The organism is Pseudomonas solani (assembly GCF_026072635.1).
GTDB classification, from domain to species: domain Bacteria; phylum Pseudomonadota; class Gammaproteobacteria; order Pseudomonadales; family Pseudomonadaceae; genus Metapseudomonas; species Metapseudomonas solani.
Genome location: NZ_AP023081.1, coordinates 4,538,709 through 4,565,362, shown reverse-complemented (window position 1 = coordinate 4,565,362; position 26,654 = coordinate 4,538,709). Strand labels below are relative to the sequence as shown.

At 68.6% G+C, this 26,654-nt stretch carries 19 protein-coding genes; 13 read left to right on the top strand and 6 right to left on the bottom strand.

Translation table 11 applies throughout. The annotated features are described in order from the left end of the window. Nucleotides 1-2 precede the first annotated feature (2 nt). The 5 genes from PSm6_RS20765 to PSm6_RS20745 all read right to left on the bottom strand — a co-directional run bounded on the left by PSm6_RS20765 (nt 3) and on the right by PSm6_RS20745 (nt 5,822). Nucleotides 3-1,082 carry an ABC transporter permease gene (locus PSm6_RS20765; RefSeq protein WP_265168118.1) on the bottom strand — a complete coding sequence of 360 codons (1,080 nt, stop codon included), beginning with the start codon at nt 1,080-1,082 and terminating at the stop codon, nt 3-5. Next, nucleotides 1,075-2,661 (bottom strand): ABC transporter substrate-binding protein, encoded by a 1,587-nt coding sequence (locus tag PSm6_RS20760; protein WP_265168117.1) that lies wholly within the window; start codon nt 2,659-2,661, stop codon nt 1,075-1,077. Before PSm6_RS20760 ends, PSm6_RS20765 begins: the two co-directional genes overlap by 8 nt. Before the next feature lie 81 nt (nt 2,662-2,742). Next, nucleotides 2,743-3,930, bottom strand: a complete 1,188-nt coding sequence (locus PSm6_RS20755) for an LLM class flavin-dependent oxidoreductase (protein ID WP_021220649.1) — start codon at nt 3,928-3,930, stop codon at nt 2,743-2,745. Between the two features lie 85 nt (nt 3,931-4,015). Next, nucleotides 4,016-4,744, bottom strand: a complete 729-nt coding sequence (locus PSm6_RS20750) for a class II aldolase/adducin family protein (RefSeq protein ID WP_265168116.1) — start codon at nt 4,742-4,744, stop codon at nt 4,016-4,018. A gap of 16 nt (nt 4,745-4,760) precedes the next feature. Next, a complete protein-coding gene (locus PSm6_RS20745) occupies nt 4,761-5,822 on the bottom strand; it encodes an ABC transporter substrate-binding protein (protein ID WP_265168115.1) in 1,062 nt (353 codons plus the stop codon). Nucleotides 5,823-6,193: 371 nt separating this feature from the next. Here PSm6_RS20745 and PSm6_RS20740 point away from each other — a divergent pair, with 371 nt between their 5' ends. From PSm6_RS20740 to PSm6_RS20715, 6 genes are all read left to right on the top strand, one after another. Beyond that, nucleotides 6,194-7,450 carry an acyl-CoA dehydrogenase family protein gene (locus PSm6_RS20740; protein ID WP_265168114.1) on the top strand — a complete coding sequence of 419 codons (1,257 nt, stop codon included), beginning with the start codon at nt 6,194-6,196 and terminating at the stop codon, nt 7,448-7,450. Nucleotides 7,451-7,526: 76 nt separating this feature from the next. Next, entirely contained in the window at nt 7,527-8,858 is a 1,332-nt protein-coding gene (locus tag PSm6_RS20735) for a metal-dependent hydrolase family protein (protein WP_265168113.1), read from the top strand. Between the two features lie 71 nt (nt 8,859-8,929). Next, nucleotides 8,930-10,696, top strand: coding sequence for an ABC transporter ATP-binding protein (locus PSm6_RS20730; protein WP_265168112.1), 1,767 nt, complete (start codon nt 8,930-8,932; stop codon nt 10,694-10,696). After that, on the top strand, nt 10,689-12,563 hold the full coding sequence (locus tag PSm6_RS20725; RefSeq protein ID WP_265168111.1) for an ABC transporter ATP-binding protein: 1,875 nt from the start codon (nt 10,689-10,691) through the stop codon (nt 12,561-12,563). The genes PSm6_RS20730 and PSm6_RS20725 overlap by 8 nt, the downstream gene beginning before the upstream one ends. 523 nt (nt 12,564-13,086) lie before the next feature. Beyond that, nucleotides 13,087-13,368, top strand: coding sequence for a helix-turn-helix domain-containing protein (locus tag PSm6_RS20720; protein ID WP_021220656.1), 282 nt, complete (start codon nt 13,087-13,089; stop codon nt 13,366-13,368). A gap of 263 nt (nt 13,369-13,631) precedes the next feature. Further along, complete coding sequence (locus tag PSm6_RS20715; RefSeq protein ID WP_043245797.1) at nt 13,632-14,012, top strand: FxLYD domain-containing protein; 381 nt, start codon at nt 13,632-13,634, stop codon at nt 14,010-14,012. A gap of 20 nt (nt 14,013-14,032) precedes the next feature. Here the strand turns inward: PSm6_RS20715 and PSm6_RS20710 are convergent, their stop codons facing one another. After that, on the bottom strand, nt 14,033-14,776 hold the full coding sequence (locus PSm6_RS20710; protein WP_043245796.1) for a class II aldolase/adducin family protein: 744 nt from the start codon (nt 14,774-14,776) through the stop codon (nt 14,033-14,035). Between the two features lie 371 nt (nt 14,777-15,147). Here PSm6_RS20710 and PSm6_RS20705 point away from each other — a divergent pair, with 371 nt between their 5' ends. The 7 genes from PSm6_RS20705 to ssuD all read left to right on the top strand — a co-directional run bounded on the left by PSm6_RS20705 (nt 15,148) and on the right by ssuD (nt 26,617). Next, the gene (locus PSm6_RS20705) at nt 15,148-16,308 is read left to right on the top strand and encodes an LLM class flavin-dependent oxidoreductase (RefSeq protein WP_265168108.1); all 1,161 of its coding nucleotides are present in this window, start codon (nt 15,148-15,150) and stop codon (nt 16,306-16,308) included. 11 nt (nt 16,309-16,319) lie between these two features. Continuing rightward, the gene (locus tag PSm6_RS20700) at nt 16,320-17,366 is read left to right on the top strand and encodes an ABC transporter substrate-binding protein (protein ID WP_265168107.1); all 1,047 of its coding nucleotides are present in this window, start codon (nt 16,320-16,322) and stop codon (nt 17,364-17,366) included. Between the two features lie 35 nt (nt 17,367-17,401). Further along, nucleotides 17,402-18,460: an aliphatic sulfonate ABC transporter substrate-binding protein gene (locus PSm6_RS20695; RefSeq protein WP_021220661.1), complete on the top strand. Its 1,059-nt coding sequence runs from the start codon at nt 17,402-17,404 to the stop codon at nt 18,458-18,460. 327 nt (nt 18,461-18,787) lie between these two features. Further along, nucleotides 18,788-21,046 (top strand): TonB-dependent receptor, encoded by a 2,259-nt coding sequence (locus PSm6_RS20690; RefSeq protein ID WP_265168106.1) that lies wholly within the window; start codon nt 18,788-18,790, stop codon nt 21,044-21,046. A 913-nt stretch (nt 21,047-21,959) separates the two neighbouring features. Further along, on the top strand, nt 21,960-24,428 hold the full coding sequence (locus PSm6_RS20685; RefSeq protein WP_265168105.1) for a TonB-dependent receptor plug domain-containing protein: 2,469 nt from the start codon (nt 21,960-21,962) through the stop codon (nt 24,426-24,428). Between the two features lie 465 nt (nt 24,429-24,893). Continuing rightward, nucleotides 24,894-25,457: an FMN reductase gene (msuE, locus tag PSm6_RS20680; protein ID WP_265168104.1), complete on the top strand. Its 564-nt coding sequence runs from the start codon at nt 24,894-24,896 to the stop codon at nt 25,455-25,457. Nucleotides 25,458-25,468: 11 nt separating this feature from the next. After that, nucleotides 25,469-26,617, top strand: coding sequence for an FMNH2-dependent alkanesulfonate monooxygenase (gene ssuD / locus PSm6_RS20675; RefSeq protein WP_021220665.1), 1,149 nt, complete (start codon nt 25,469-25,471; stop codon nt 26,615-26,617). Nucleotides 26,618-26,654 lie beyond the last annotated feature (37 nt).

The window sequence follows — 26,654 nt, the reverse complement described above, 5'->3', positions numbered from 1 at the left end:
CCTCAAGGCGCCTTGGCCGGTTGCCGCCGCCACCAGGGCAGGATGCCGCGGCGGTTGCGCTGGATCATCCGCACGCGGCGCGCGGTACGGAGTTTCGGGGTAAGCAGCACAGTGAGCAGGTCGGCCAGCAGGTTGATCAGCACCACGCCCAGGGTGGTGACCAGGACGATGGCCTGGATCAGCGGCAGGTCGCGCATCTGGATCGCCGAGTTGAGCGTGGTGCCGATGCCGGGGTAGCTGAAGATCACCTCCGCCAGCAGCGCGCCGCCCACCAGCACGCGCAGGGTCAGGGCCACACCCTGGATCGCCGGCACCAGCGCGTTGGGCAGCGTGTGGCGCCAGACGATGCGCCGCTCGGGGATGCCGCGCAGGCGCGCGGCGATCACGTAGTCGGATTCCAGCGCCTCGATCATCGAGGCCCGCACCATGCGCGCCAGGTAGGGCAAGGCGGACAGGCCCAGGGCGAACACCGGCAGCACCAGGTACTCCAGCTGCGCCAGCAACGGCCGCTCCGGGTCGAGGATCGACACCGCCGGCAGCAGGCTCACCTGGGGCATGGAGAACAGCAGCATCAGGGCGATGGCCAGGAGGAAGCCCGGCGTCGCCTTGAGCAGGATCAGCGCCGACAGGCCCCAGCGGTCCAGGCGGCTGTCGCGGCGCAGCGCCAGGGTCACGCCCAGCAGCAGCGCCAGGGGCACCACCCAGGCGAACACCCCGGCGATCAGCGCCAGGGTGTTACCGAAGCGCGCCCCGAGGATTTCGCTCACCGGCGCGCTGGAGTCCAGCGAGCGGCCCAGGTCGCCCTGCAGGGCATTGCCCAGCCAGCGCAGGTACTGCTCGAGGATCGGCCGGTCCAGCCCCAGCTGGCGCTGTAGGGTGAGGATGCTCTCCAGCGGCGCGTCGGGGCCGAGGATCACCCGCGCCGGGTCCGACGGCAGCGCCTGGGTGGCGATGAACACCACCAGGGTGATCACCCAGGCGGTGAGCAGGCCGGCGCCGAGGCGGCCGATGAACCACGACAGCCAGGCCGGCGCGCGACGGCGGTGCTTGCGCGGGGCGCAATGGGCGAGAGGCTCAGACATCGGCGAGCCAAAGGCTGTCGAAGCGCCAGGAGGCGAAGGTGGTCCGCTCCGGCGTCAGGCCGCCGACCCGCACCGAGGCGGCGTCGAGCACATCACTGAAGCCCCAGATCAGCAGGCCGCCGCGTTCGTGCTGGATGGCCTGGGCCTCGTGCACCAGCGCCTTGCGCTGTTCCAGGTCCGGCTGCGCCAGGGCCTGCAGGAACAGTTCGCTGAAGCGTGGGTCGCGGAAGTTGCTGCGGTTGTAGATGGCCGTCGGTGCATCGTTGTGCAGGGCTGAGGCGAGGAAGCCCCGGGCCGGCGTCGAGCCCGGCGACAGCAGCCAGTTCTCCCGCTGCGGGCCGTTGAACACAGAGCCGTCCACCTGGGTCACCTTGACCTCGACCCCGGCCTTGCGCGCCTGCTGGGCGAACACCAGCGCAGCGTTGGCGCCGGCGCCCGGGGTGGTGGTCAGCTCCACCTGCAGGTGCTCCTGCCCGGCCTGGCGCAGCAGCGAACGGGCCTGCTCGGGGTCGTGGGGACGCTGGGCGATGCCGTGGTTGTAGGTGGGGTCGTGGGGCGAATAGAGGTCGTTGGCCACCCGGCCGAAACCGTTCAGCGCCCGCGCCACCAGCTCCTCGCGGTCCGCCAGCAGGCGCAGGGCCTGGCGCACCCGCACATCGTCGAAGGGCGCCTTGGCAACATTGATGTTGAAGCCGGTGAAGGCGGTGCTCGGCGAGGCGAACAGTTGCAGGCGCGGGTCGGCCTTGAGCAGTGCGCTGTGCTCGGCCTGCACGCCGCTGGCCACATCTATCTGCCCGGCGCGCAGGGCCGCTGCGCGGGACACCTGGTCCTTGAATTCGATGATCTCCAGCTCGTCGGCATAGGGCTGGCCGGGCTTGTAGTAGTTCTCGAAGCGCGTGTAGAGCGAGCGCTGCCCGGGCACGAACTTCTTCAGCCGGTAGGGGCCGGCGCCCACGGGGTTGGTCACCGGGTCGTAATCGGTGGGGACGATGCCGCCGAAGCTGATCAGGGTCTCGTCCAGGGGGTAGAAGCTCTGGCCTTCCTTGAAGCGGATCTCGATGGTCCGCGCATCCAGCTTGCGCACCGCATTGCGGTCGATGGCCCCCACCAGCCCGGCGAAGGGCGAGGCCAGTTGCGGGTCGGTGAGGCGCAGGATGGAGAAGACCATGTCGTCGGCGCCGATGGTCTTGCCGTGGTGGAACTCCAGGCCCGGCTGGATGCGGATGGTCCAGGCACTGGCGTCGGCATTGGGTTCGGCGAACTCGGCCAGGGCCAGGCGCGTGCTGACGTCGGGGTTCCATTCCCAGAACTTGGCGTACAGCGCCCAGCCGCGGATGATGCCGCCGCCCACCGGCTTGTGGGCATCGAGGTTGCCGGCCTGGTCGCCGTCGATGATGCCCACCCGCAGGCGCCCGCCGTGCACCGGCTCGCCGGGCACGATCAACCCCGCCGAGGGGGCCGGTGCCCCACCGTCGCAGCCGGCCAGCAGCCCGCCACCCAGCAGCAGGCCGCCGCCCAGGGCCGCGCTGCCGCCGAGGAAATGCCGGCGGGAGAGTTCACGCTTGATCCAGGATTCCATTGCTCGTCGCACTCCGTTTGTCACGTGCTATGCGTTGCCGGTTCGGCGGCCCCCGCCGGTACGCGGGGGCGCCGGGTTGCATCAGGCCAGCGCCGCCTTCGGCGCCCGTGCGGTCACGCCCAGTTGCGGCACTTCGAAGCCGTGGTCCAGGTCCAGCAGCGGGAACAGCAGGTCGGCCACGCGCTGGGCCTCGTCGATCAGCGGGAAGCCCGAGAGGATGAAGGCCGAGGTGCCATGGCGTTCGTACTCGCGGATGCGCTCCGCCACCTGCTCGGCGCTGCCCACCAGGTAGGTGCCGGCGGCCGGGCCGAGGATGTTGAAGCCGAACAGGCTGGGGCCGACCCACACGTTGGGGTAGATCTCCAGGTCGCGGGCCTTGGGCAGGCGCCCGGCGCGGATGCTCTCCAGGTTGCGCTGGATCTGCGGGTCGTCGCTGACGAAGCTGTCCAGGGTCTCGCCGGGCGGCAGCTGGCGCAGGATGGCGTTGCGCGCGGTCTCGATGGAGGTGCGCTGCAGCAGCTTCTCGGCATGGGCCCAGGCCTCTTCCTCGGTCTCGCGGACGATCACCTGCAGGCGCGTGCCGAAGGTCAGCTCGCGGCCGATCTTCGCCGCCTCGGCGGCCACCTTGGCGAACTTCTCGCCCAGCTTCGGCGGGGTGTTGGCGAAGCTCAGGTAGACGTCCAGCAGCTGCACCGAATGGGCCACGCCCGGGCCGGAGGTACCGGCGCCCCACAGCGGGATGCCCGGCTTCTGCTTCGGCGGGTGCCAGCCGCCCAGCGGGTGGCTGGCGGCCCCCGGCTGGCGTGGTGCGAGCTTGACGTAGCGGCCGTCGTAGCCCGCGGTCTCGCCGGCGTAGATGCTCTGGAAGGCGCGCCAGTATTCCAGGCTGAAGTCGTAGCGCTCGTCATGCCCGTAGTGGATGCCGTAGGTGGCCAGGCTGGCGTCGTTGCCATTGACCACGTTGAACAGCAGGCGGCCGTTGGAGAACTGGTCGAAGGTCAGCGCCCACTTCGCCAGCACCGCCGGCGACAGCTCGCCCGGGTGCTGGGCGACGAGGAAGCGCAAACGCTCGGTGGCGTCGATCAGCGCGGCGGAAACCGCCAGGCTCTCGTTGGGGCTGGAGCCCAGCAGGGAGCCGTAGTAGCCGAGGCGGTCGGCGGTCACGGCGATCTGCTTGAGGTGTTGGAAATCACTCTTCCAGCGGCCTTCGGCTTCCCAGGGATAGGGGCCATCGGGGGTGGTGAGGTACCAGAGAATCTTCACAGCCATGTTCGGTGTCCTTGAACGGATTGAGGGGGCGCACGCAGCGGCACGGGTGGCGGCCGGGGCTCTCGCACGGAGCCTTGGAATGGGTTCAGCGGCGGTCGATGGCGGGCACCAGGCCCAGCTCGGTGGCCTTGTCGTACAGGCCGCTCATCTTCCATTGCTGGGTCAGCACGCCCGGCCCGTAGGCACGGGAGCCGCCGATGGCTTCGGCGAGCAGCTGCAGCTGCGCGCCCTCCTCCAGCAGCAGGAGGAATTCGGCGGTGGCGCGCAGGCCCTGCTTGCCCCACACGGTGGAGCCGCCGTTGGCCTCGAGGATGGCCGGCGTGTAGGGGTTCTCGGCGATGCGCTCGAGGATGAAATCCACTTCCTGCTGGCGGCGGTCGATGTACACCGGCAGCTCGCGGGCCAGCTGGTAGCGCTGCACCGGCACGTAGTGGAACGGCAGGCTGCGCTGGGTCTGCGCCCAGGCCCCCAGATAGGGCGAATGCACGTGGGACACGGTGGTGATGTCGGCGTGCTGCTGGAACAGCTTGGTGTAGCGCCCGGCACCGCCACGGCCATGGCCGAACACCACGTTGCCGGCGAAGTCGGTGACCACCGCCTGCAACGGCTTGCGGTGGTTCCAGGGGCCCGGGTAGTTGACCGAGACCAGCAGCTCCTGCCCCGGCACCCGCTCGATGAAGCCGACGGTGCCGTTGGCGGTGATGGTGCCGGTCTCGCGGTACACGGCGAAGGCTTCGCCGGCTTCGAGAACGACGTTATCGACGAAGGCACGCAGCTCGTCGCCGATGTGCTGTTCGTTAACCAGGATGGTCATGTGCAGAATCTCCGGATCAGGCGCGGCGCTGGGCCAGCAGTTCGTGGGCGGCTTGCAGGGGACGGGCGTCGACCCAGTCGGCGATGTCGAAATCGCGCTCGAGGAAGCCGTGCAGGTTGAGGAAGTTCTTCTGGATGCCGAGGAATTCCAGGCGCTGGGCGGAGAGGTCCGGTGCCAGGGTGGTGTGGAAATCACCGCGGTAGGCTTCGGCCACGCCCTCGCGACCGGCACGGGTTTCCACTTCGAGAATGGCGTACAGGTCGTCGCGGTTGTCGGCGGCCCATTCGGCGGCGCGCAGGGTCTGGGCGAGGAAGCGCACCACCAGGTCGAAATGGTCGTCGAGCAGCTCCTGGTGCACGGTGATCGGCCGGGGCGTGCCGTTGTTGACGCGATGGCGCGGGTCCACCAGGTCGAGGTCGACACCCACCACCAGGCCCAGGCGGCGGGCCGCATCGGCAGCGGCGGCACCCTTGACGTAGACGGCGTCCAGCTCGCCACGGGCCAGGGGTTCGAGGCCCGACCAGAGGCGTTGCAGGCCCTCCTCCAGGGTGCGCGCGGCGGCCTGGTCCAGCAACGGCACCTCCACCAGCTGCACGTCATCGAAGCCCAGCCCGGCCAGGGCCAGGGCGCCCTTGTAGCCGTGCAGGCTCATGGCCCGGGCGATGCTGCCGGGGCGGCTGTCACCCCAGGCCGGCAGAGCCAGGCGCTTGCCCTTGAGGTCGGCCGGGCTGCGGATACCGGAGTCCGGGCGCACGAGGATGGTCTGCCATTCCTCGATCCAGGTCAGGCCGATCAGCCGGCTCGGCGCTCCGGCAGCGCGGGCGGCCAGGGCCGGCACGTTGCCGCCCTCGCGGAAGAGCCCGGGCAGCTCGTGGTCGTAATGGTGGCGGCCGAGCTGGCGGGCCTCCTGCAGGGTGGACACCGGCAGGCCGTCGGCGGCGAACTCTTCGGTCAGCCAACCGAGCTTGTAGGCGATGCCGGAAGCGGTGGGCACCGGGCAACGGGTGAACCAGATCTGTTCCAGCGGGGCCTTCCCGGTGAAGGTCGGCTGCGCAGGGGCGGTGGCGGCTAGGGTCATGGGGCGCTCCATTCAAACGAGTCATGGCGGCCGGAACAGGCCGTTTGCCCTGCCATCGCAATGCCCGTGCCAATGCCCGCAAGCCCCATGTTCCGTGGCCTGCAGCGGAGCGCATGGAAAACCCGGCCGCCGTTCTGCTGGCCAGCCAGCAGGGTTGCGCGGCGATTGCTGCCTGCCGAGCAACCGCCCCCGCGCCGCTGCTGCCCCAGCAGCAACGGCCCGCCCGGGTGCGGCCCTACTCATCCCCTGCAAGCCGCGCCGCGCAAGGCCTCGGCGGCCGTTGGAAAACCTCTGGCATAGAACCTGCTCAAGCCCCCACAGCGCCCGGCACAGGCCTGGCATCGCGACGTTTGAATCCACAGAGGTGAACCATGAGTACGGCCGAACGCAATTTCGCCACGGAGCAGCCGCACGCGGCGGTGAACATCCTGCGCAGCGAGGCGGATGCCATCGCGGTGGCGAAGGAAGTGGCCAGGGAGATCGCCGAGATCGCCGCCGACAGCTCGCAGAACCGCGAGCTGCCCAGGCGCCAGGCGCAACTGCTGTCCGACAGCGGGCTCACCGCCATCGGCGTGCCCAAGGCCTTCGGCGGCCTGGGCGCCTCGGTGGAAACCATCGTCGAGACGGTGCGCCTCATCTCCGTCGCCGACGGCGGTGTCGGCCAACTGCTGCAGATCCACAACGTGATGCTGCGCGGCATCTTCAACGGCTACCCGGACGAGGTGCGCGACCGCCTGGTGGCCGACGTGCTGGCCGGCAAGCGCTTCGGCAACGCCCTGGCCGAAGTCGGCGGCAAGAACAAATTCGCCCTCAAGACCCGCGTCGAGCGCCGCGCCGACGGCAAGCTGATCCTCAATGGCAGCAAGTTCTACTCCACCGGCTCCTACCTGGCCGAGTGGATCTCCCTCACCGCCGGCTCCGACGACGGCGGCGTGGGCGTGCTGCTCAACCGCGACACCCCCGGCCTGACCCTGGTGGACGACTGGGACGCCTTCGGCCAGAACAACTCGGTCAGCGGCACGGTGATCTTCGACAACATCGAACTGGACGAGCGCTTCGTCTCCCGCCGCCAGGGCCCGATGAAACGCACCGGGCTGACCTTCCCGCAGATCCTCCACGCCGCCATCGACACCGGCATCGCCGCCGGCGCGCTGCAGGCCGGCGTGCACTACCTCAACCACAATTCCCGCCCCTGGGTGGAAAGCGGCGTCGAGCGCGCCAACGAAGAGCCGCACATCATCCGCCAGATCGGCGAATACGCCGTGGCCCTGCGCGCCGCCGAATCCCTGCTGCGCGATGCCGCGCGGGTGTTCGACCAGCACGAGCAGGACCCGGACAACAAGGAACTGCAGGACGAGCTGATCCTCTCGGTGGCCACCGCCCGTGCCCACTCCGACGGTGCCTCGCTGAAGATCTCCAGCGACATCTTCTCGCTGCTCGGCGCCAGTGCCTCGCTGACCAAGTGGAACCTCGACCGCTTCTGGCGCAACGCGCGGGTGCACACCACCCACGACCCGATCCGCTGGCGCCTGCACCACGTCGGCAACTACTACCTCAACGGCATCGACCCGGGCGAATACACCGCCATCCTCAACGCCAAGCAGAGCGAAGGCGCCACCACGCGCTGAACCTCACCCACCCGCGTTCCATTTCCCGGCGCCCTGTTCATGCCAGGGTGTGCGGGCTTTTTCATGGATATCGAAAATGACGCCCATCACCCGCATCCTCCGCCAGGGCAACCGCCTGGCCCTCGCCTCCGGCACCGCCCTGCTGCTCGGCGCCGCCCCCTTCGCCCTCGCCGCCGAAGCGCCCAAGGCCGCTGCCCCCGCGCAACCGCCGCAACTGGTCGCACTCAAGGCCGCACGGCTGATCGACGTCACCAGCGGCAAGGTGGTCAAGGACCCGGTGGTGCTCATCGAAGGCGAGAAGATCAAGGCCGTCGGCCCGGACGTCGTCATCCCCGCCGAGGCCCGCATCGTCGACCTCGGCACCAGCACCCTGCTGCCCGGGCTGATCGACTCCCACGTGCACCTCGGCGGCTTCGGCCCGCGCTTCGGCACCGCCCGTGGCGCCCTGGCCGGCGCCAAGCAGGCGCTGGACACCCTCAAGGCCGGCTTCACCACCCTGCGCAACATGGGCGGCCGCGCCTTCACCGGCATCGCCCTGCGCGACGCCATCAACGAAGGCGACATCCCCGGCCCGCGCATCTACGACGCCGGCACCCTGCTCACCACCACCGGCGGCCACTGCTCCGGCCAGCCCACCACCCCCGAGGACGACAAGGACGGTGCCGGCGTGGCCAACGGCGCGGACGCCTTCGAGCGCAAGGTGCGCCAGCAATTCAAGTACGGCGCCGACTTCATCAAGGTGTGCATCACCGGCGGCTTCATGAGCGGCACCGACCCGCGCGTCACCCAGTTCAGCGAAGAAGAACTGAAAGCCGTGATCGACACCGCCCACCGCTACCGCAAGAAGGTCGCGGTGCACGCCCACGGCGCCGACGGCATCCGCCTGGCCGCGCAGCTGGGCGCCGACACCATCGAGCACGCCTCCCTGGTGGACGACGAGGGCCTCAAGCTGCTCAAGCAGAAGAACCTGCCCATCGTGCCCACCCTGGCCATCGGCGGCCTGGCCCTGGATCACGCCATCGAGGCCGGCGCCAGCCCCTACACCCTGGCGATTCTCAAGCAGACCGGCATCATCCACCGGCAGAACATCGCCAAGGCGATCAAGGCCGGCATCCCGATCATCTACGGCACCGATGCGCCCATCACCCCCCACGGCACCAATGCGGTGGAATTCCACTACCTGGTGGAGGCCGGCCTCACGCCCCTGCAGGCCATCCAGGCCGCCACCATCACCCCGGCCAAGTGGCTGGAGGCCAGCGACAGCATCGGCAGCATCGAAGCCGGCCGCTACGCCGACATCATCGCCGTCAAGGACGACCCCCTCGCCGACATCAAGGTGCTGGAGAAGGTGCAGTGGGTGATGAAGGGCGGGGTGATCTACAAGGACGAGCTGCAAGGCAACCCGTAACCCCACCCGTGCACACACGCGTCGGGGCGCCCCCGCCCCAACGCCTCCCTCTTCGACCACGAGCCCCACCGATGCCCCACCGCCACCCCCTGCTCCGCTGCCTGGCCATCTACCGCGAGATGCCCTGGCGCTTCGCCCTCACCGCGTTGCTGTTCATCGCCGTCAACCTGGGCCTGGCCTGGCAGCAATGGCTGGTGGGACACGCGGTCAACGACGTCAGCGCCGGCCACGCCGTGGTGCGCCAGGCCGACGGCAGTCTCGACGCCTCCCTGGGCTGGTACTGGTTCGCCCTGATCGTCGGCGTGGCCCTGGGCCGGGGCGTGCTGCAATACGCCGCCGGGGTGCTCTCCCTGGTGCTCAGCCAGGAGCTGCTGACGCGCCTGCGCGAACGCATCCTCGGCCAGGTCCAGGGCCTGCACCTGGGCTACCACTGGCAACACGGCATGGGCGAGATGATCACCCGCACGACCCGCGACGCCGACAAGGTGCGCGACGCGCTGATCAGCTTCTGGCGCCAACTGGTGGAAACCCCGCTGGTGGTGCTCGCCGCCGTCGGCCTGCTGTGCTGGTACCACCCCTTGCTGGGCCTGGTGCCGCTGCTGCTCACTGCGCTGGGGCTGGCCATCTTCGTGGTGCAGACCGAGCGCCTGGTCAGCCTCGACCGCGCCGTGGGCGCCGCCTATGACCGCGTCGCCCAGGACCTCAGCGAAGGCATCGGCGGCGTCCGCGTGATCAAATCCTTCGCCCTGGAAGCCAGCCGCATCCAGGGCTTCGCCAGCCAGGTCGGCCTGTTCGCCGACCATGCCCGCAGCGCCCTCGCCTACGCCGCCTCGCGCATTCCCCTGCCCCAGGCGGTGGTCGCCCTGGGCCATGTGTGGATCCTGGTCTACGGCGCCCACCTAGTGGCCGACGGGCGCATCGGCATCGGCGAGCTGGTCACCTCGCTGCTGATCGCCACCACCCTGGTGTTCCGCATCGAAGGCATCGGCCGGGTCATGCAGACCTTCGCCGACGCCCGCTCCTCCGCCGAACGCATCTGGCAGCTGCTCGACGAACAGCCGGCCATCCGCAGCGGCCAGGCGCCCCTGCCCGACGGCCCGCTGGGGCTGAGGCTCGAAGAGGTCGGCGTCAGCGCCGCCGACGGTGGCCGCGAAATCCTCCGCGCCTGCTCGCTGCGCATCGAGCCCGGCGAAACCGTCGCCCTGGTCGGCGCCACCGGCACCGGCAAGAGCCTGCTGGCCAGCCTGCTGCCGCGCCTGGTGGACGTCAGCGCCGGGCGCCTGCTGCTGGGCTCCGACGCCGCCGGCTGGCAGGACGTGCGCCAGCTCGACCTGGCCCAGCTGCGCCGCCGCGTGCACGTGGTGCCCCAGGAAAGCTTCCTGTTCTCCGACACCCTCGCCGCCAACCTGCGCCTGGCCGCGCCCGGGGCCAGCGATGCCGAACTGCTCCAGGCCCTGCACAGGGCCGCCGCCGACGACGTGCTGGAGCGCCTGCCCCGGGGCCTGGACACGCCCCTGGGCGACCGCGGCGTGACCCTCTCCGGCGGCCAGCGCCAGCGCCTCAACCTGGCCCGCGCGCTGCTCGGCCAGCCGGACATCCTCTGCCTCGACGACGCCACCAGCGCCCTCGACGCCATCAGCGAACGCCGCGTGCTGGGCAATATCCGCGCACTGCGCGGCACCACCCTGCTGGTCATCTCCAGCCGGCTCTCCACCATCCTCCTGGCCGACCGCGTGCTGCTGCTCGACCAGGGCGCCATCGCCGACGCCGGCACCCACGCCGAGCTGCTGCAACGCAATCCCATCTACCGCGACCTGCTGGGGATCGACCATGGCTAACCCGCTACCGGGCAAGGCGCTCTCGGATATCGAGATCGAGGAAATGCTCGCCCGCAAGGCGCTGGACCGCGGCATGCTGCACCGCCTGCTGCCGCTGCTGCGGCCGATACGCGGCGCCATCCTCACGGTCATCGCCCTGGAGGTGGTGCTGGTGTTCACCGTGTTCCTGCGGCCGCTGTTCGTGCGCGAGCTGCTGGACCACGGCCTGGTGCCGCAGGGCGACCACTGGCTGCTCGACGAACGCCTGGTGGCGCTGCTCGGCCTGGGCCTGGCGGCCAGCTGGCTGGGGCGCTTCCTGCTCGCGGGGATATCCCAGTTCATCGCCGGCAGCGCCGCCATCCGCGTGCTCAACGACCTGCGCGTGCGCGTGTTCGCCCACGTCCAGGCGCTGAGCGTCGGCTACTTCGACCGGACCAAGGCCGGGCGCATCATCTCCCGCGCCGACCGCGACGTGGACAGCCTCGAACCGCTGCTGATCCAGGGCCCGCCGGAACTGCTCGGCGCCCTGCTGCGCTGCGCCGTGGCCGGGGTGCTGCTGTGGCTGATCTCGCCGCTGTTCTTCCTCGCCCTGGTGGGCACCGTGCCGCTGCTGTTCGCCGCCACCTGGGCGTTCAAGCGCATCTCCCAGCGCAACTGGGCACGGGTGGCGGAGAACCGCAGCCGCTTCACCGCGCACCTGGTGGAAAGCGTCAGCGGCGCGCGGATGATCCAGCAATGCGTGCAGGAAGCCCCCAACCGCGCGCGCTACCGGCGCCTGCTGCTGGACTTCAACCAGGCGCTGATCCGCGGCAGCCTGCGCTCCGGCTGGTTCGCCCCCTTCACCGCGCTGCTCTCCGCCGGCGGCATGGCCGCACTGTTGCTGGTGGGCGGCCACGGCCTGGCCAACGGCACGGTGAGCGTCGGCCAGGTGGCGGAAAGCCTGTTCTACGTGATGATGTTCCTCGGCCCGCTGCAGGAGCTGTCGGACCTCTTCGAGCGCTACGCCACCGGCTCCGCCTCGGCCCAGCGCATCTTCCTGCTGCTCGACACCCAACCCGAAATCACCGACCGCCACGGGCCCCAGGCCCTGCCCGACGCCCGTGGCGAGGTGCGTTTCGACGCCGTGCGCTTCGCCTACGACCCCAAGGCCGCGCAACCAGTGATCAAGGATCTGGACCTGCACATCCACGCCGGCGAGGTGCTGGCCATCGTCGGCCCCTCGGGCCACGGCAAGAGCACCCTGGTGCAACTGCTCACGCGCTTCTACGACGTGCAGGGCGGCAGCGTGCGCATCGACGGCGTGGACGTGCGCGACGTCGCCCAGCACCAGCTGCGCCGCCGCGTCGCCGTGGTGCTGCAGGACAACGTGCTGTTCAGCGGCAGCATCCTCGACAACCTGCGCCTGGCCGCCCCCGGCGCCAGCGACGACGAACTGATCGCCGCCGCCCGCGAGCTGGGCGCCGACGAGGTGCTGGAGCGCCTACCCCACCAGTACCACAGCGAGGTCGGCCCCCTCGGCGCGCAGCTCAGCCACGGCCAGCGCCAGCTGGTGTGCCTGGTGCGCGCCTACCTCGCCGACCCGGCGGTGCTGGTCCTCGACGAAGCCACCTCGGCGGTGGACGTGCACACCGAACGCCGCATCCAGCGCGCCCTGCGCCGCCTCTGCGAAGGCCGCACGGCAATCATCATCGCCCACCGCCTGGCCACCATCCGCGACGCCGACCGCATCGCCGTGATCCGCAACGGCCAGCTCGTCGAGCTCGGCCCCCACAGCCAGCTCATCGAGCAGAACGGCGCCTACGCCGCCCTCTACCAGACCTACCTGCGCAGCGCCGAAACCAGCGCCTCCATCGACACCATCCTGGAAAAAGCCGGCGCAGAAGGATGATTCACACCAGGCAACACACGGCCCGTGGGAGCGGTTTCAACCGCGAAAAGATTCGCGAATGAATTCGCTCCCACGGCCCCCTCTCCAAGGCCTCGCGGTGGCACGCCCGTAGGGTGGATGACGCTCTTCTCATCCACCAGCGGAGCAGCCGGCAAGCACGAAAGGTGGACCGATAAAGCGGGGTCCACCCTACGCGGCTGGCAGCTCGGCGAAGACCTCACGAGCGGATTCGCGCGATCCAAAGCGGGCGAATGAATTCGCCCCTACAACCACACCGTCCCCTGTTTCAGACGCGCAGGATGGGTCGGGCGGCGTTCCGCAAGCAAAGCGAACCCCATGCTGCCGGCACTATGCCCCAGCTAGCGGACAACACAGAAAACCCACTCGACCAATCCGCATCGCCCCACACCGTCCCTGCCTTGCGGCCTTACACAGCACAGCGGTAATTCATGGCGCTAGCCGCGGGAACAGCCACTGCACAGCTGGCCAAGGCCCGTTACCAGGAACTGATGCGAGGTTTGAAATGAGCGAGATCGCAAGCTTCGACAGCGTATGGGATGCCATCGCTGACACGCCCGAACAGGCAGCCAACCTGCAAGCACGCGCCGAGCTGATGCAGCAGATCGCGGCCCTCATCGAAGAGAACGGCTGGAAACAGGCGGAAGCCGCAGCTCGCTGCGGTGTGACCCAACCTCGGATCAACGACCTGCTGCGCGGTCGCATCTCGCGCTTCTCCCTGGACGCCCTGGTGAACATCGCCACCGCCCTGGGCCGGCGGGTTCACCTCACCCTTGGCGTGGCCTGAGCCAGGCGAACGGGGCCATTGGCACAGCCCCGTCTCCGCCACCTCGCGGTGGCACGCCCGTAGGGTGGATGACGCTCTTTTCATCCACCAGCGGAGCAGCCGACAAGCACGAAAGGTGGACCGATAAAACGGGGTCCACCCCACGCCGCAGGCATATCCGTGAGTCGCAGCCGTAAGCCTCGGATTACGTGGCGCCGAGCGGTAGTCGACAAGGATTTTGCGCCGATGTATCAACGGCAGGTTAAGGCCTCGAGTCGTTCGCCATGTTGCGTAAATCCTGCCTCACCCTGCTGGCCCTCGTTCCGCTGTGTGCCCTCGCCGATGACGTCAAGGTGCGCAACCTCGCCCTCACCCGTTCCGGGCACGACAGCTACATCAACGGCACCGCCGTCAACACCACCGAGAAGTCCTTCTCCACCGTCACGGTGGTGTTCGACATCTACCAGGGCGACAAGCTGGTGGACACCGAGACCTTCCGCGCCAAGGGCATCGAGGGTGGCCAGGCGTGGCGCTTCTCGGTGCCGGTGAAGGCGCGCAAATTCGACAGCTACAAGGTGCGCACGGTGCTCATCGACACCGAGTTCAGCGAGTCCATCGGTGCCGCCACCGTCGCGCCCGCGACGCCCACGGTGCCCGTGCAGTAACGGGCACCGCGCCGCCCGCGTCAGGCCACCTCGCCCAGCAGCTTCTGCCCCTCGGCCCAGAGCCCGGTCATCTTCCATTGCTGCTCCAGCACGCCGGGGCCGAACTCCTTGGAGCCGCCGAGGTTTTCCGCCAGTGCCTGGAAGTAGGCGCCCTCTTCCACCAGCAGGACCAGCTTGGCCACCTGGAGGATGCCGGTGCCCCAGAAGGTCGCCCCACCGTTGGCCTCCAGCAGCCCCGGCGTATGCGGGTTGGCCTTGATGGCGTCGACGATGAAGGCCGGCTCCGGCTGGCGGCGGTCGATGTACACCGGCAGCTCGCGGGCCAGGGTCACCCGTTGCGAGGCGGCGTAGCGCAGCGGCAACACGCGGTGGGTGCCGGCCCAGCCACCCAGGTAGGGCGTGTGCACGTGGATCACCACATTCACCTCGGCGCGCTCGCGCAGCACCTGGGCGTAGCGCTTGCCGCTGCCGGCCTCGCGGCTTTCGCTCAGGGTCTGGGCGCGGCCCAGGGTCTCGTCGAGGTGGACCACGCCGTCGTAGCTGACCACCGAGGCGCGGATGCCCGGCTCGTCGTCCCAGGGCGAGGGTGCGCGCAGGGCGATCACCAGCTCGGTGCCGGGGACCCGCAGGTAGGCCTGCAGGGTGTTGGTGGCGGTCAGGGTGCGGGTCTCCTGGAGCACGCGGAAGGCCTTGGCGAAATCGCGCTTGGCCTGCTCCACCTGTTCGAGGATGGCGTTGCCGAGGGTGGTGCTGGTCTGGGTCATGGGGTTGTCCGTCCTTCAAGGGGTCTTGCAACGAAGCTCCGTTGCCGCCGTGGTGTGCGGTTGCAGCGATGCAGAGCAGGACTTGTGCCGACTCCTCCAACCCCTTGAAACACAAGGCCTGGCGGCAGCGGCCAGGCCATCCGCCGGCCCACGGCGGGCGATTCTGTTGCGCCCCCAACAGCCGGCTGCTGGCGGGGTGTTGCTGGAGACGCACCCCAGCACCCCACGCCCTCGCCCGACGCCCCCGCAGCCCTTGCCACGCCTGGCGTACAGGCCCGGCGGCAGGCCGTGGCATGGCGGTTGCACTCGCTCCTTCCCAGCGTGGCTCGCCGGCCCCGGCGGGAACCACGGCCACCTCATCAGGAGCGAATATGAGCACTGAATTCTTCTGGCGCCTGCCGCTGGGCACCGACGGACCGCAGCTGTCCACCGACAAGCACAACCGTGGCAGCCACGCGCACCGCCCGGGCAACATCGCCCCCGGCCGCCTGCCCAACGGCGAGCCCGACGGTTTCGGCTACATCGACTACATCGCCCAGGTGGCCAAGGCCGCCGAACTGGCCGGTTTCGAAGGCGCCCTGCTGCCCACCGGCCCCGAGCCGTGGGTGGTGGCCTCGGCCCTGGCGCGGGAGACCCGCCGCATCAAGTTCCTCATCGCCTTCCAGGCCACCTGGACCCTGCCCGCCTACGCCGCGCAGCAGGCGGCCATCCTGCAGAACCTCAGCCGTGGCCGCCTGGAGTGGAACATCATCACCGGCGGCAACCCGGCCAGCCAGCGCGCCAATGGCGACTTCCTCGAACACGACCTGCGCTACAAGCGCACCGGCGAGTTCCTCGACATCATCCAGGGCCTCTGGGAGAACGAACGCTTCTCCTACGACGGCGACATCTACCAACTGGAGAACGGCGCGCTGCCGCCCGGCCTGCATGACGAGCGCAAGCCCGGCGTGTACTTCTCCGGCTTCTCCGACGCCGCCCTGGAAGTGGCCGCGCGCCACGCCGACGTCTACCTCAACTGGGCCGAGCCGGTGGACAAGCTCAAGCCGCACATCGAGCGCGTGCGCGAGCTGGCCGACAAGCAGGGCCGCACCGTACGCTTCGGCCTGCGCGTCGACCTCTTCGCCCGCGAGACCGAGGAAGCCGCCTGGCGCGACCTGCGTGCCCAGTTCGACCGCCTCGAAGGCAAGCCCAGCTCCCTGGTGAAGAACTTCACCAGCGGCTCCGACTCGGTGGGTGGCGCGCGCCAGACCGCCTACCACCAGAACATCGACCGCTTCGACGACCTGATCCTCGGCCCCAACCTCTGGGCCGGCTTCGCCAAGGCCAAGCCCGGCCCGACCGTGGGCCTGGTGGGCAGCCACGAGAACATCGCCGAGCGCCTGGTGGAATACCGCGACGCCGGCTTCTCCACCTTCATCCTCGCCGGCAACCCGCACCTGGAAGAAGCCCTGCGCATCGGCCAGGAAGTGCTGCCGCTGGTGCACCAGCGCTCGGCGGCAAGCCCGGCCGCCGACCTCAAGCAAAGCGCCTGAGGAGACCGACCATGAGCCAACTCGAAACCCTCTGGTACACCCGCTGCCCGGTCCCCACCGGGCTCGGCATCGCCGTGCAGAAAGGCTGGCTGGAGCAGACCCTGGCCAGCCAGGGCACGCGCATCCAGTCCCTGCGCGAATCCACCGAGCAGGCGGTGCGCGAGTCGCACTTCGACCACAGCCTGCAGAACTCGGTACGCCACGGCGGCAACATCCCGGCCATCTGGGCGCGCTCCCAGGGCCGCGACACCCGCGTCATCGGTCTGTCCTGGGCGGACGAGGTGCAGCTGATCCTCACCCGCCCGGACAGCGGCATCAAAAGCGTCAAGGACCTCAAGGGCCGCCGCTTCGGCCTGCCCGACTGGCACGGCGCGCAGATCGACTTCACCCGCGCCCAGGCCCTGCGCGGCCTGGAAAACGCCCTGCGCCTGGAGGGCCTGGAAGTGGCCGACGTGGAGCGCGTCGACTACCGCTACGGCGGCACCTTCAGTGACGAGCCGGTGCAGGCAGTGGCCGGCACCCCGGTGACTTCGCGGCGTGCCGAAGGGCGCAACGCCGAGCTGGTCGGCCTGCTGCGCGGCGAGGTGGACGCCATCTTCCTCAAGGGCGCCAGTGCCGCCCAGCTGGCCCATGACTTCGGCCTGCGCACGGTGATCGACACCGGTTCGCACCCCGAGCCGCTGGTGCGCTCGAACAACGGCACGCCGCGCACCCTGACCGTCGACGCCCACCTGCTGGAGCAGCACCCGCAAGCCGCCGCCGGCATCCTCGACGCGGTGCTGCGCGCCGAGGAATGGGCCCACGCCCACCCCGACGACACCCGCCGCTACCTCGCCCGCGAAACCAACAGCAGCGAGTACTGGGTGACCGTGGCCTATGGCGAGGACGCCCACCGCCGCCTGCGCACCGAGCTGGACGAACAGGCCATCGCCGCGCTGCAGGACTTCACCGCCTTCCTGCACCGCTGGGGCTTCATCCCGCAGCTGTTCGACGTGCGTGACTGGATCGATACCCGACCGCTGGATTCCCTGCGCGCAGCCACTGCGCTGGCAGGCTGATCGGCCGGGCTCTACTGACCTCAACCGAGCCACTTATGAGCAAGCCACTCGACACCCTCTGGTACACCCACAGCCCGGTTCCCACCGGGCTCGGCATCGCGGTGCAGTCCGGCCGCCTGGCCGAGGCCTTCCGCCCCTTCGGCACCAGCATCCAGTCGCTGCGCGAATCCAGCGAGCGCGAGGTGCGCGAAGCCCATTACGACCACCACCTGCCCAACTCGGTACGCCACGGCGGCAACATCCCGGCCATCTGGGCCTACGCCAGCGGCGTGCAGACCCGCGTCGTCGGGCTGTCCTGGAGCGACGAGGTGCAGCTGATCCTGACCACGCCGGAATCCGGGGTGAACAGCATCCGCGACCTGAAGAACCGCCGCTTCGGCCTGCCCAAGTGGGCCAACGTGCAGATCGACTTCACCCGCGCCCAAGCCCTGCGCGGCCTGGAGAACGCCCTGCGCCTGGAAGGCCTCTCCGTGCAGGACGTCGAGCTGGTGGACTATCCCTACGGCGGCACCTACAGCGACGAGCAGAAGCACCACCTGCATGGCGCCGAAGTCAGCCTCGGGGTGGACCGCGTCAAACGCCGCAACAACGAGCTGATCGGCCTGCTGCGCGGCGACATCGACGCCATCTTCCTCAAGGGCGCCCACGCCGCCCACCTGGCCAACGAGTTCGGCCTGCAGGTGGTGGTGGACACCGGCTCGCACCCCGACCCGCTGATCCGCTCCAACAACGGCACGCCGCGTACCCTGACCGTCGACACCCACCTGCTGCACGAGCACTTCGATGCCTCGGTGCGCATCGTCGACACCGTGCTGCGCACCGAGCAATGGGCCTGGGCCAACCCGGACGAGACCCGGCGCTTCCTCGCCCGCGAACTCAACACCAGCGAGTACTGGGTCGCCGCCGCCTACGGCGAGGATGCCCACCGGCGCCTGCGCACCACCCTCGACGAACGCTCGATCGCCGCGCTGCAGGACTTCACCGATTTCCTCCACCGCTGGGACTTCATCCCGCGCCGTTTCGACGTGCGCGACTGGATCGATTTCAGCGTGCTGGAGAAGGTCATCGGCTCCACCTCGCGAGTCGCCGTATAAGGCTGCTGCCCGGGCAGCAATGCCCGGGCGACTGCTTCCCCAGCAGCAACTTCCCAGCAACTTCCTGCTGCCGACAACGCACACTTTCCAGCCCCTCTCCCGACCCTCGATTCGGCCAACTCCCACACGCCCTTAGTTGTTACAAATCCGCGCCAAAACAAACATTAAAATCCTTTAAAAACAGTAACTTGCGAATTTAACGAAATAACCGTTCCGCCCAACAAAAGACTGGCACGACTCCTGCTCTCACCCTCTTGGCTTATTCATGGCACGCCTTGCGACCGCCCACTTGGCGACCCGTGCCTTACATATAAAAGGGGAGAGAACATGCACACACCCAATCCGATTACCCGAGGCATCTGGCTGGCCGTGTTGCTGGCCGCCAGCGGCTCGCTGGTGGCCGCCGAACAGACCGATGCGAAGAAGGCCGAAGCAGCCGCCAAGGCCCAGCCGACCACCGCGCTGAAGACGGTCACCGTCACCGCCCAGCACCGTGAAGAAACCCTGCAGGAGACGCCCACCACCGTCTCCGCCATCAATGGCACCCACATCACCACCGACGGCGTGCGCGCCATCGGCGACATCACCACCTTCGTGCCCAACGCGGCGGCCAAAAACCCCGACGGCGACGGCCGCCCACGCTGGTACATCCGTGGCCTGGGCACCGGCGACACCGGCGCCGCCACCGTATTCCCGGTGGGCATCTACGCCGACGACGTCTACCTCAACGCGCCCATCGCCGGCGGCGGCCCGCTCTACGACCTGGAGCGCATCGAAATCCTCCGTGGCCCCCAGGGCACCCTGTACGGCAAGAACACCACCGCCGGTGCGGTGAACATCATCTCGAAGAAGCCCGATTTCGACACCGACGGCTACGGCACCCTCGGTTTCGGCAGCAAGAACGAACGCATCCTCAACGGCGCCATCGGTGGCGCCCTGGTGGACGAGCGCCTGGCAGCACGCGTGGCGGTCTACTCCGAGGAGCGCGACGGCTTCACCCAGAACCTCAGCAACGACCACACCTACGGTGACGTCAACAAGAAGGCCGTGCGCCTGCAGTTCCTCGCCCAGCTGACCCCGGACCTGGAAGCCCTGTGGAAGATCCACAGCCGCGAGCACAAGGGCGACGGCAGCAACGGCTCGCTGCCGGTGGGCCGCTACTACAACGTCGGCTACGTGCGCCCCCATGGCAGCAAGATCCAGCTCAACGTCGACGAGGACGCCAAGCTCGACCACGACGGCACCTCGCTGACCTTCAACTGGGACCTGGGCGGCTACACTCTCACGTCCATCACCGCCTATGACTACATCCGCAACCAGAGTGTCAGCGACGCCGACTACACGCCCTACGAGGTCAACGGCGTCAGCGACGTCGACAACGAGTACAACCAGTACAGCCAGGAATTCCGCATCGCCTCCCCCCAGGAAGACGCCCTGCGCTGGCTCGCCGGCAGCCACTACTTCCACGAGAAACTCGACAGCGACGCCCTGCGCTACGTGCGCCCCGGCACGCTGCCCAACGGCACCGGCAGCAACCAGACCGGCACCGTCTCCCGCGACCTGGCCTACACCCACAAGACCGACAGCATCGCCCTGTTCGGCAACCTCACCTATGACTTCACCGAAAAATTCAGCGTGACCGGCGGCCTGCGCTGGACCAAGGAGAAGAAGGACATCGACCTGGCCCTGACCCAGCTCCTGGCCAGCGGCGCGCCCATCGCCGGCGCCGACAACAACGGCACCAGCGAGAAGGACAAGACCTGGGACGCCTGGACCTACGACCTGACCCCGGAATACCGCATCAACGACAACCTGCGGGTGTTCTTCCGCTACGCCCACGGCTTCCGCTCCGGCGGCTTCAACACCGGCCTGTCCCAGGGGCTCTCCGGCCTCACCACCGTGGACCCGGAAGAACTGGACTCCTACGAGCTGGGGCTGAAGTCGGAGTGGCTGGACGGCCGCCTCACCGCCAACGCCAACGTCTTCTACTACGACTACTCCGACATCCAGGTGAACCTGCTCACCGTCAGCAACGGCGTGCTCACCACCGCCCTGACCAACGGCGCCGCCGGTGAGGTCAAGGGCGCGGAACTGGAAATCGAGGCCCAGCCCACCGAGTTCCTGCACCTGCGTGCCGCCCTCTCCCACCTGGACACCGAGTACACCGACTTCAAGAACGTCAACCCGCAAACCGGCGTGGTCACCGCCGACTACAGCGGCAACCGCTTCGTGCGCTCGCCGGAACAGGTGGTCTCCCTGGGCGCCGACTACACCATCCCGCTGGAAATCGGCGGCAAGCTGGTGGCCGGTGGCGACGTCAGCTACCGCGGCAAGGAATACTTCCTGGCCGACCGCCAGAGCAGCGTCGACAGCACCCTCAGCCAGCCCCACTACACCCTGGCCAACGCCCGCCTGACCTGGTTCAACCATGACGAGAAGATCAGCGTCACCGGCTTCGTCAACAACCTCACCGACCGCCGCTACCAGGTCCACGGCCGCCCCAACGGCGCCGTCGGCAGCGGCCAGTACGTGATCACCTACGGCGACCCGCGCACCGTCGGCGTCAGCCTCACCACCCGCTTCTGATCCCCACCGCCACACCCACGCGGGAGCCCGAGCGATCGGCCTCCCGCGTTTTCATTCCAATACCCCTGGGGAGCGAATCTCTTGGTTCTGTCTGCGTTAGCTGTTGTGGTTTTAATGCAAGCGCTCAAGCACGGCTATTTCCGAGCACCTAAGGGTTTGTGCCACCTCCGCCGCATGGGTTTCGCTTCGCTCGCGGAACGCCGCCCGACCCATCCTACGAACGTGCGCTGGGTTACTGCGCGCATCAATGTGAGGGTTCGAGCGAAGAAAGTTGGAGCAGCCGCCAACGCCCCTCCAGGAGGCCGAACGCAGTCGTTGCGCCGGGGGACGAGCGGCATGGATGCCGCGAGAGGCGCGCAAGGCCATGGATGGCCCATCGCGCCGGCCCCCAGAGCAACGATGGAGTGAGGGAACCCGACGCAGTCGGGCCGGATGATGGGGCAAGTTTTTTGGTTCCTTTTCACCGGGCTGGCGTTCCAGCGATTGGAAAAGGGACTCGCCCGGGTGGGCGAAACCAGAAATATCACCAGAGCTCGGCAATCAGCTGGGCTCAAATCCTCTAGCAACACTTAACGCAGAGAGAGCCAATCCATTCCCGTAGGTCGGGTGAAACCCGACGCCCACGCACGCACCTCACGCGGGTTTCACCCGCCCTACCCATACCGCCCATTGCTGCCCCGTTGCGGGTCCGCTGCTGCGCCTCCAGCAGCCCCCATGCAAGGGCCGCAACCCCGCCCCAAAGCAACTCATAACCCATTGATTTAACTGGATTTTAAATAAACGAAAAACCACGCAACCCCTGGCACAACCGTTGCTCGGGAGGAACGGAGAAAGAGGCGCAGGAAGGGAAAACCCATAAGCGCCCGGGAAACGAGAAACGCCAATACGTCCTTCCTGAACAGGGGTAAACCAGATGTACCGTCCTTCCCTTCTGGCCAGTGCCATCGCCCTGGCCACCAGCAGCCTTGCACTTCCCGGCCTCGCCGCAGAATCCGCCACAAAACCCATCGCCAACGGCGAACGCCTGGACACGGTGGTGGTGGTCGGCACCCGCCGCAGCGACCTCACCGCACTGGAAAGCGCCGCACCGGTGGATGTGCTCAGCGGCGAACAATTGCAGGAGACCGGCGCCCAGGACCTCTCCGGCGCCCTCACCGCGCTGTCGCCGTCCTTCAGCTTCCCGCAGGCGCCCCAGGGTGCCTTCTCCGGCTCCATCGCCCAGGGCGCCTCGCTGCGCGGGCTGGCCTCCGACCAGGTGCTGGTGCTGATCAACGGCAAGCGCCGCCACACCAGCGCCAACGTCACCCGCCAGGGCCTGGTCAACGGCCGCGGCGCCGCCGCGGTGGATCTCAGCCTGATCCCCCTGGCGGCCATCCAGCGCGTGGAAATCCTCCGCGATGGCGCCGCCGCCCAGTACGGCTCGGACGCCATCGCCGGGGTGATCAATATCGTGCTCAAGGAAAGGGACGACGGCGGCAACATCGGCTACCGCTTCGGCGGCTACGACAAGGGCGACGGCCTGCAACGCAAGCTCAGTGGCTGGAAGGGCTTCGCCCTGCCCAACGACGGCTTCGTCACCCTCGCCTTCGACGCCGGCAGCCAGGACCCGGCCAGCGACACCAACCCGGACAACCGCCTGTTCTACCCCGGCTCCACCAGCATCAATACGCCCCTGGAGCAGAACAACCCCAACCGTACCTGGCGCTGGGGCTCGGGCAACGTCTCCGACCAGTACAACTTCACCCTCAACAGCGAGATCGGCCTGGGCCAGGGCCTGACCGCCTACGGCTTCGCCAGCTACGCCCACAAGAACACCGACGCGGAAAGCTTCTTCGACCCGCCCACCGCCCTGCGCAACAACTACGGCAGCGTGGCCCTGGCGCGCTTCCCCGATGGGCGCATCCCCATCACCCGCTACACCCTGGAGGACTACGCGGCGACCGGCGGCCTGCGCTACGAGGACGAAACCCTGGGCAAATTCGACCTGGCCCTCAACCACGGCGACAACTCGGTGAAGTCCACCGACCGCAACGCCATCAACCCCAGCTGGGGCGCCAGCAGCCCGGAGAAGATCTACACCGGCGAGCGCGAGGCCGACCAGACCAACCTGACCCTGGACTGGACCCGCGACTTCCCCACCGACCTGCTGTACAAGCCGCTGACCCTTTCCGCCGGCCTCGCCTGGCGCAAGGAGAACTACGAGCTCAGCGCGGGCGAGGCGGCCGGCTGGCAGAACGGCGCGCTGTTCAACACCCTCGACCCGGTCACCGGCCGGCGCATCCCCGGCTACTACTCGGGCATCACCAACGTCGACGCCGTGTCCCTGGAGCGCAAGGTCTGGGGCGCCTACCTCGACGTCGAAGGCCAGGTCACCGAGCAGTTCCAGGCCGGCATCGCCGCGCGCACCGAGCATTACTCGGACTTCGGCGACACCACCAACGGCAAGCTCTCGCTGCGCTACGACTTCACCCCCCAGGTCGCCGCCCGCGCCACCGCCAGCACCGGCTACCGCGCACCGTCACTGGTGCAGAGCGGCCTGTCGTCGTTCAGCGTGCAGGTGGTCGAGCAACCCTCCGGCAGTGGCAACTGGGTGGAAGTGCAGCAACGCACCCTGCGCGCCGACAGCGCCGAGGCCCGACTGCTGGGCGGCAAGGCGCTGAAGCCGGAGGAGTCCACCAACTACTCCCTGGGCCTGGTCTGGCGGCCGCTGGACAACGCCTCCTTCACCGTCGACGCCTACCGCATCGACATCGAAAACCGCATCACCCTGTCCGACCAGCTGCCGTCCACCGTGGTCGGGCCGATCTTCGCCGGCACGCCCTACGCCAACATCCAGAGCGCGGCCTTCTACACCAACGTCGCCGACACCCGGACCCGGGGCATCGAGTTCACCGGCAACTACCAGTGGGACCTGGAACAGGCCGGCCGCCTCAACCTCAGTGCCGGCTACAGCCGCAACCGCACCGAGATCACCAAGCTGCGCGACGTCGGCAGCATCCGTGGCTCGCAGATCGTCGGGCGCAACACCCAAGGCCTGATCGAGGAAGGCACCCCGGACGACAAGCTCACCCTCAGCGCCAACTGGCTCTACGAGGGCTGGGGCCTGACCCTGGCGCAGCGCCGCTACGGCGAATGGAAGTCGCTCAACGCCAGCAACCCGGCCCTGGACCAGACCTTCAGCGCGCAATGGGTGACCGACCTCGACCTCAGCTACAGCTTCCAGCAGGGGCTCAAGGTCTCGGTGGGCGCGATCAACCTCTTCGACAGCCACCCCGACAAGCTCGAAGGCGCGCAGCTCTACGGCGTCTCCAAGTACAGCATCACCTCCCCCGAAGGTGCCCAGGGAGCGTTCTACTACACCAGCGTCAGTTACGACTTCTGACCCAACGCCAGGGCCCCACGCGGGGCCCTTCCTGTAGAGGCGAACTCATTCGCCCCCCCAACCAACCACCCCGCAAGGAGCACCCGTAGGATGGCGTAGAGCGCAGCGAAACCCATGCTGCCGACGCCGCCCCGAACGCCGCACGGTGGAGGTAAAAAGCGACCTCCACCCAGCAGCCCCCAACCCCGCAGCCCCCCTGCTCCATCCCTGTAGGAGCGAGTTCATTCGCGATGGCCACGTGCAAGGGCGTCGGTTTTCACCCGACCTACGCCGCCATTCATTCGCGATGCCCGCAACCCTGCAAAGTGTTTCCCCATCAACACCCGATCAGCAGAAGTGTTGCCCACCTGGCAGGTTTTCCTGCCGCCAACCCGCCCAACTGCCCTGTTTCCGCACACTTCGGCTCTTGGTACGGCCCTTGCTCTGTCCCTCTGTACATAGCGCAACATCACAAGGGACAACCCCATGAGCAACGCCATCAACGTGGTCGCCGTCTCCGGCGGCACCTTCCGCCCCTCGCGCACCCTGGTGCTGACCCAGGCCCTGGTGGCCGAGCTGGGCAAGCACCTGCCGGTCAACGTGCGCATCATCGAACTCGGCGATATCGCCCGCCCCGTGGGCGGTGCGCTGTCGCGCAAGGAGCTGCCGGAAACCGTCGAGCACGAGCTGCGCGCCATCGAGAGCGCCGACCTGCTGGTGGTGGCGGCGCCTGTCTACCGCGGCTCCTACCCGGGCCAGTTCAAGCACCTGTTCGACCTGATCGACATGAACGCCCTGATCGACACCCCGGTGCTGCTCGCCGCCACCGGTGGCAGCGAGCGCCACGCGCTGGTCATCGACCACCAGCTGCGCCCGCTGTTCAGCTTCTTCCAGGCCCTCACCCTGCCCATCGGCGTCTACGCCTCCGAGGCCGACTTCGTCGATTACCAGGTCACCAGCGAGCCGCTGAAAGCCCGTATCTCCCTGGCCGCCGACCGTGCCGCCAGCCTCTTCGGCAGCCGCGCCGACGCCCTCAAGAAGATCGCCTGAAGGACAGCCCCATGAACGTGTTCTGGTTCCTCCCCACCCACGGCGACGGCCACTTCCTCGGCACCAGCCAGGGCGCACGCCCGGTGTCGCTGCCCTACCTCAAGCAGGTGGCCCAGGCCGCCGACAGCCTCGGCTACTACGGCGTGCTGATCCCCACCGGCCGCTCCTGCGAGGACTCCTGGGTGGTCGCCTCGGCCCTGGCGCCGCTGACCGAGCGCCTGCGCTACCTGGTGGCGATCCGCCCCGGGATCATCTCGCCCACCGTCTCCGCGCGCATGGCCGCCACCCTCGACCGCCTCTCCGGCGGCCGCCTGCTGATCAACGTGGTGACCGGCGGCGACCCGGACGAAAACCGTGGCGACGGCATCCACCTCAGCCACGCCGAGCGCTATGAAGTGACCGACGAATTCCTGCGCATCTGGCGTCGCGTGCTGCAGGGCGAGTCGGTGGACTTCGAGGGCAAGCACCTGCAGGTGCAGAACGCCAAGGCGCTCTACCCGCCGATCCAGAAGCCCTACCCGCCACTGTACTTCGGCGGTTCCTCCGACGCCGCCCACGACCTCGCCGGCGAGCAGGTGGACGTCTACCTGACCTGGGGCGAACCGCCGGCCGCCGTGGCCGAGAAGATCGCCGACGTGCGCGAGCGCGCCGCCCGCAACGGCCGCACGGTGAAGTTCGGCATCCGCCTGCACGTGATCGTCCGCGAGACCGCCGACGAGGCCTGGCAAGCCGCCAGCAAGCTGATCGAGCACATCAGCGACGAGACCATCGAGGCCGCGCAGAAATCCTTCTCGCGCTTCGACTCCGAAGGCCAGCGGCGCATGGCCGCGCTGCACAACGGCCGCCGTGACAACCTGGAGATCGCCCCCAACCTCTGGGCCGGCGTCGGCCTGGTACGCGGCGGTGCCGGCACCGCGCTGGTGGGTGACCCGCAGCAGGTGGCCGAGCGCATCAAGGAGTACGCGGACCTGGGCATCGAGAGCTTCATCTTCTCCGGCTACCCGCACCTGGAAGAGGCCTACCGCTTCGCCGAGCTGGTGTTCCCGCTGCTGCCCGAGCCCTACGCCAGCCTCGCCGGCCGCGGCGTCACCAACCTCACCGGGCCCTTCGGCGAAATGATCGCCAACGACGTGCTGCCGACCCAGGTCGCCGCCCACTGAACCGCCCGCCCCTCCCCGTGCGGAGGGGCGCACCCGA

Coding starts and splice junctions, on each gene's coding strand:
- PSm6_RS20715 (WP_043245797.1), top strand. CDS start 13,632: ATGTTGCGTAAATCCTGCCTCACCCTGCTGGCCCTCGTTCCGCTGTGT.
- PSm6_RS20755 (WP_021220649.1), bottom strand. CDS start 3,930: ATGGCTGTGAAGATTCTCTGGTACCTCACCACCCCCGATGGCCCCTAT.
- PSm6_RS20730 (WP_265168112.1), top strand. CDS start 8,930: ATGCCCCACCGCCACCCCCTGCTCCGCTGCCTGGCCATCTACCGCGAG.
- PSm6_RS20760 (WP_265168117.1), bottom strand. CDS start 2,661: ATGGAATCCTGGATCAAGCGTGAACTCTCCCGCCGGCATTTCCTCGGC.
- PSm6_RS20720 (WP_021220656.1), top strand. CDS start 13,087: ATGAGCGAGATCGCAAGCTTCGACAGCGTATGGGATGCCATCGCTGAC.
- PSm6_RS20710 (WP_043245796.1), bottom strand. CDS start 14,776: ATGACCCAGACCAGCACCACCCTCGGCAACGCCATCCTCGAACAGGTG.
- ssuD (WP_021220665.1), top strand. CDS start 25,469: ATGAACGTGTTCTGGTTCCTCCCCACCCACGGCGACGGCCACTTCCTC.
- PSm6_RS20705 (WP_265168108.1), top strand. CDS start 15,148: ATGAGCACTGAATTCTTCTGGCGCCTGCCGCTGGGCACCGACGGACCG.
- PSm6_RS20700 (WP_265168107.1), top strand. CDS start 16,320: ATGAGCCAACTCGAAACCCTCTGGTACACCCGCTGCCCGGTCCCCACC.
- PSm6_RS20735 (WP_265168113.1), top strand. CDS start 7,527: ATGACGCCCATCACCCGCATCCTCCGCCAGGGCAACCGCCTGGCCCTC.
- msuE (WP_265168104.1), top strand. CDS start 24,894: ATGAGCAACGCCATCAACGTGGTCGCCGTCTCCGGCGGCACCTTCCGC.
- PSm6_RS20745 (WP_265168115.1), bottom strand. CDS start 5,822: ATGACCCTAGCCGCCACCGCCCCTGCGCAGCCGACCTTCACCGGGAAG.
- PSm6_RS20765 (WP_265168118.1), bottom strand. CDS start 1,082: ATGTCTGAGCCTCTCGCCCATTGCGCCCCGCGCAAGCACCGCCGTCGC.
- PSm6_RS20690 (WP_265168106.1), top strand. CDS start 18,788: ATGCACACACCCAATCCGATTACCCGAGGCATCTGGCTGGCCGTGTTG.
- PSm6_RS20750 (WP_265168116.1), bottom strand. CDS start 4,744: ATGACCATCCTGGTTAACGAACAGCACATCGGCGACGAGCTGCGTGCC.
- PSm6_RS20740 (WP_265168114.1), top strand. CDS start 6,194: ATGAGTACGGCCGAACGCAATTTCGCCACGGAGCAGCCGCACGCGGCG.
- PSm6_RS20695 (WP_021220661.1), top strand. CDS start 17,402: ATGAGCAAGCCACTCGACACCCTCTGGTACACCCACAGCCCGGTTCCC.
- PSm6_RS20685 (WP_265168105.1), top strand. CDS start 21,960: ATGTACCGTCCTTCCCTTCTGGCCAGTGCCATCGCCCTGGCCACCAGC.
- PSm6_RS20725 (WP_265168111.1), top strand. CDS start 10,689: ATGGCTAACCCGCTACCGGGCAAGGCGCTCTCGGATATCGAGATCGAG.